4 protein-coding genes are annotated in these 3,628 nt (G+C 62.6%); all 4 read left to right on the top strand.

Annotation, left to right across the window (positions count from 1 at the left end; genetic code table 11):
• Positions 1 to 45: 45 nt before the first annotated feature.
• From AC0AP0_RS10325 to AC0AP0_RS10310, 4 genes are read left to right on the top strand one after another with little or no spacing between them, the layout of a single operon-like run.
• Positions 46 to 843: an HAD-IIA family hydrolase gene (locus tag AC0AP0_RS10325; RefSeq protein WP_015021717.1), complete on the top strand. Its 798-nt coding sequence runs from the start codon at positions 46 to 48 to the stop codon at positions 841 to 843.
• Positions 840 to 2,234, top strand: a complete 1,395-nt coding sequence (gene glmU / locus AC0AP0_RS10320; RefSeq protein WP_490430395.1) for a bifunctional UDP-N-acetylglucosamine diphosphorylase/glucosamine-1-phosphate N-acetyltransferase GlmU — start codon at positions 840 to 842, stop codon at positions 2,232 to 2,234. The genes AC0AP0_RS10325 and glmU overlap by 4 nt, the downstream gene beginning before the upstream one ends.
• Before the next feature lie 41 nt (positions 2,235 to 2,275).
• A complete protein-coding gene (gene rsfS, locus AC0AP0_RS10315) occupies positions 2,276 to 2,752 on the top strand; it encodes a ribosome silencing factor (protein WP_490430394.1) in 477 nt (158 codons plus the stop codon).
• The gene (locus tag AC0AP0_RS10310) at positions 2,745 to 3,485 is read left to right on the top strand and encodes a histidine phosphatase family protein (RefSeq protein WP_490430393.1); all 741 of its coding nucleotides are present in this window, start codon (positions 2,745 to 2,747) and stop codon (positions 3,483 to 3,485) included. Before rsfS ends, AC0AP0_RS10310 begins: the two co-directional genes overlap by 8 nt.
• The last annotated feature ends 143 nt before the right edge of the window (positions 3,486 to 3,628 follow it).

Here is a 3,628-nt window from a genome sequence, read left to right as displayed (position 1 = left end):
GGAGACGGCCTCCTTGGGGTCGGTGACCAACCGAAAGGAACTGTCTTGGCAGTCAAGAAGATCGAAACCTGGCTCACTGACATGGACGGCGTGCTGGTGCATGAGAACACCGCCCTGCCTGGCGCTGCCGAATTCATCGACACCCTCAAGCGCAACAACCGCCAGTATCTGGTGCTGACCAACAATCCCATCTACACCCCTCGTGACCTTTCGGCACGTCTTGGTCGTTCGGGCATCGACGTGCCCGAGGATCGGATCTGGACCTCTGCGCTGGCTACTGCAGACTTCGTATCCCGGACTATGCCGCGGGGATCGGCCTACGTAATTGGCGAGGCCGGGCTGACCACGGCCCTGCACGAGGCCGGGTTCATTCTTTCCGACATCAACCCGGACTATGTGATTCTGGGCGAGACCAGGACCTACTCCTTCGAGTCCATCACCACAGCCATCCGTTTGATTCTGGGTGGGGCTCGTTTTATCTGCACTAACCCGGATGCCACAGGCCCCAGCGAGAACGGCGTCCTGCCTGCGGCGGGAGCCGTCGCAGCTCTGGTGACCAAGGCCACTAACCGGGAGCCCTACTTTGTAGGCAAGCCCAATCCTATTATGTTCCGCACGGCTCTTAACAGGGTGGGCGGCCACTCCGAGACCACGGCCATGATTGGCGACCGTATGGATACTGATGTGGTGGCCGGAGTCGAAGCTGGCCTGAACACCTTCCTAGTGCTGACCGGTATCACTACACGATCCGAGGTGGAAACCTTCCCCTACCGCCCTGACCAGGTGGTGGACTCCATTCAGGATCTGATCGATATCGCTGAGAGCGGGGTGGTGGAGTTTTGAGCGGCGGGCAGGCGCTGACCGCTGGCATCATTCTGGCCGCAGGCGAGGGCACTCGCATGCGCTCTGCCCATCCCAAGGTTCTGCACACCCTGGCCGGCAAGACCTTCTTGCAGAGGGTCATGACTTCGGTGACTGCCCTGAATCCCGAGCTGACGGCTGTGGTGGTTCATCATCAGGCCGACCTGGTGGCGCAGGCTGCACGCTCTTATGATTCCCAGGTGCGCATCGTGCGCCAGGACAGCCGACCGGGAACGGGGCGTGCGGTCCAGTGCGCCGTAGACCAGCTGGATGGGGAGCTTCGGCACGACGGCCAGGTGCTGATCGTTGCTTCGGACATGCCCCTGCTTGACGCGGACACGCTGCACAGCCTGCTCGACTACCATGTCAGTTCCGGCGACGGGGCCACCGTGCTGACCGTCAATTTGGACGACCCCACCGGATATGGCCGCATCATTCGCGACCAGGATGGACGGGTCCTGCGCATCGTCGAACAGCGGGACGCCACCGGAACCGAGCTGGCCGTCAAGGAGGTCAACACCTCCGTTTACGTCTTCGAGACTGACCTGCTGCGACAGGCGGTCCGCGGTCTGGACGACAGCAACGCCCAGGGCGAGTTCTATCTGACCGATGCCTTGGAGACGGCCCGCCGCCTGGGCAGGGTCGGGGCCTTCGCTGCCCCTGATCCGCTCAAGGTCGAAGGCGTCAACGACAGGGTCCAGTTGGCCGATCTGGCCAAGGCCCATAACCTGCGGGTCTGCCGGGAGTTCATGCGCCAGGGGGTGACCATTCTTGACCCGTCCACCACTTGGATCGAGGACGATGTGGTCATCCAGCAGGATGCAGTCATTCTGCCCGGATGCTTCCTGCAGGGTCATACCGAGATCGCCTCGGATGCGGTCATCGGCCCCTATACCACCTTGATTGATGCCATCATCGAGCCGCAGGCCAAGGTGGAGCGTTCCCGCGTGCAGGAGACCCGGATCGGAGCCAGGGCCAACATCGGCCCATGGACCTATCTGAGGGCCGGCAACGTCCTTGCCGAGGACACCAAGGCCGGGGCCTTCGTGGAGATGAAGAAGGCCACCATCGACCACGGGACCAAGGTGCCCCATCTCTCATATGTGGGGGATGCCCATATAGGCCACGACAGCAACGTGGGAGGCGGGTCCATCACGGCCAACTACGACGGCGTGCACAAGAACCGGACCGAGATCGGATCGGAGGTGCATGTGGGCGCTGGGAACCTCTTCGTAGCACCCGTCCAGGTGGGCGACGGGGTCACCACCGGAGCCGGATCGGTCATCCGTCATCCGGTCGAAGACGGGGCCATGGTCTATTCCACCAACGACCAGCATGAGGTTCCGGACTGGAAGCCCGCCTGGGAGCGGTAACCTTGACAGCATCTGCTTCACAACAAGGAAAGGCGTGACAAGTGCCAGCATTGCAGGAATCCATCGACGCGGTCCGGGTGGCTGCTCGGGCCGCCAACGATGTCAAGGCCATGGACATCGTGGCCTTCGACGTCTCCCGACCCATCGCCATCACCGACATCTTCATGGTGGCCACCGGCAGCAACGAACGCCAGGTCCTGGCCATCGCCGAGGAGGTGGAAAAGCAGCTCCATCTACAGAAGAATCTGGATCCGCGCTCGCGGGAGGGCATCCAGGAGGCCCAGTGGGTTCTGCTGGACTACGGTGACTTCGTCATCCACATCATGCACAAGCAGGCCCGCGCCTACTATGACTTGGAACGGCTCTGGAAGGATTGTCCCCAGGTGGACCTGCAACTGGAGCATCCCTTCACCCTTAAGGATGATGACCCGGACGGCCGGTTGGCCTCCAAGGCGGAAGATTTGAACGGGGATGATCTGCGCAGCCGTTTCGCTGAGCCTCAGGAAAACCATGACTGATTCGGATACCGCCGCCGGGGATGGACGGCATGTGCGCTCCATGACCGTAGTCCGCCATGGCCAGACCTCATACAACGCAGGGCATCGGATGCAGGGTCAGATCGACATCCCGCTCAACAGCGTTGGCCGCTGGCAGGTGGAGAGGACCGCCGAGGAGCTGCGGGCTGAATACGTGGATGATGCCCCTGAAGACCGTCACCTGCTGGTGGTCTCCTCCGACCTGGGTCGGGCCGCAGCTACCGCTCATGCCTTCGCCGACCCCTTGGGCCAGATGGTCCATCTCGATCCCGGGCTGCGTGAACGCAGCTTCGGCGAGTGGGAGGGAGCCAGCGCCGAGGAGGTTCGTCAACGCTGGCCCGAGGATTACGAATCCTGGTCCAGGGGCGCCGGGGGAGAGTTGCTCCACGGTGCCGAGACCAAGCCCCAGGTGGGCAAACGGGGCCTCGAAACCCTGAACCGATGGATTCATCGGGCCGGCCCGGACACGGATCTCATGGTCTTCTCCCATGGGTCCTTCATCGCCGAGGCCCTTCAGGCCCTGCTGGGCATGGCCACTGCATATCCCGAATACCTGGGCCTGGTCACCATGCGCAACGCCCACTGGGCGCGATTGATGCCACGGGATCTGCCGGACGGCGGTCTGCGCTGGTCCATGATCGACTACAATCGCGGTCCGGCCATCGCCATGCGGGGGGACTGGGACAATCCCCGGGGGCTGGTCCAGACCGACTGAGGTCCTTGGGCGGTCGGACGACCATCACAGTATCGCCATGACCACCAGCTACCATAAGAGCGCAGTAACCAGCCGTTGGATCAAAAGGGGTCGGAGTGAAGCAGTTCTTTCATGACATTTCCTGGGCGCAGATCATCGCCGGC

This window comes from Bifidobacterium sp. POST2/T3 (B1) (genome assembly GCF_058197115.1).
The sequence above is the reverse complement of the archived record's forward strand: the minus strand, read 5'-3'. Positions and strand labels throughout refer to the sequence as shown.